The following is a 1359-nucleotide window of genomic DNA, read 5'->3' as shown; positions in this document are numbered from 1 at the left end:
CGGACCGCGCGGGCGGCAAGGCCGCGCGCCTGGCCGCCGTGCGCAGCCAGTCCATGTTGCCCGTGCCCGACGCCACGGTGGTCACCGCCGCCGCCTACCACTATTTCATCGAACACAACGAACTGCGCGAGCCCATCGACGCGCGCCTGCGCCGCCTGCGCCTGTCACGCCCCGACGAACTGGCCGCCATATCCGAAGAGTTGCGGGCCATGATCCTGGAGGCGGAACTGCCTCCCCGGCTGGAAGAGGACATCCTTACCGCCGCCTACGCCATGAGCCCCCAGCGCACCCCGCTGGCGGTGCGCAGCAGCGCCGTGGCGGAAGACGGCCCGGTGTCCTTCGCCGGGCAGTACGCCAGCGTGCTGGGGGTGGAGCCGGGCCATGCGGGCATGGCCTGGAAGCGGGTGGTGGCCTCAAAGTACCAGCCGCGCGCCCTGTCCTACCGCATCCTGCACGGGCTGGCCGATGCGGAAACCCCCATGGCCGCGCTGCTCATGCCCATGCTGGACGCGGCCTGCGCCGGGGTCATCTACACCCGCGACCCGGACCCGCCGCGCCGCCTGCCCGCAGAGGAACTGACCGAGGGCGTCACCGCCGTGCACGCCGTGGCGGGCACCGGCGACGTGCTGGTCAGCGGCGACACTCCCGCGCAGTCGGCGTGGCTGTCGCGCCGTCCGCGCAGCCGCATTCTGGAACGCCCCGAAGCCGTGGTGGCCACCCTTGCCCAGCCGGTGCCGTCAAAGCCCCTGCTGACCACCGAAGACATGAAGCGCCTGGCCCGCTATGGCCGCGAGCTGGAAAACCTGTTCGGCGAGCCGCAGGACGTGGAATGGGTGCTGGATACGGCGGGGCGCATCTTCATCGTGCAGTCACGCCCGGTGCCCGGCGGCACGGAGCACGGCATCGTGCCGGAGCAGACGGCTGGTGCGGAAGGCGGGCCGGACGGCACGGCACCCGCGTCCCATGAATCACTGCCCCTGCTGGCCGAAGGCAGCGAGCCGGTATCCGCCGGGGTGGGCAGCGGCACGGCCCGCCACGCGGCCATCTGCTGCGAGATTGGCGACATGCCCCAGGGCACCGTGCTGGTCACCACCACCCTTGGCCCCTCGCTGACCCGGATCATCGACCGGCTGGAGGCCGTGGTGGCCCAGACCGGCAGCCGTGCCTGCCATTTCGCCTCGGTGGCGCGCGAATTCGGGCTGCCGGTGGTCACCGGCATCGCCGATCCGTTCACGGCCATCGCGGACGGGGCCATGGTCACCGTGGACGGCGCCACGGGCCGGGTGCACGCGGGCAGGCCGCCCCAGGAAAAGGAGGACGGCACGCGGCCCCGCGCCCGGCGCAAGGCCGCGGCAGCGG

At 72.8% G+C, this 1359-nt stretch carries 1 protein-coding gene; it reads left to right on the top strand.

What is annotated here, in order from left to right:
* Positions 1-1359, top strand: a 1359-nt coding sequence (locus FVW27_RS15835) for a PEP/pyruvate-binding domain-containing protein (RefSeq protein ID WP_243838512.1), incomplete at both ends; no start/stop codon positions are given.

Source organism: Nitratidesulfovibrio liaohensis (genome assembly GCF_011682075.1).
Lineage (GTDB): Bacteria > Desulfobacterota > Desulfovibrionia > Desulfovibrionales > Desulfovibrionaceae > Cupidesulfovibrio > Cupidesulfovibrio liaohensis.
The sequence above is the reverse complement of the archived record's forward strand: the minus strand, read 5'-3'. Positions and strand labels throughout refer to the sequence as shown.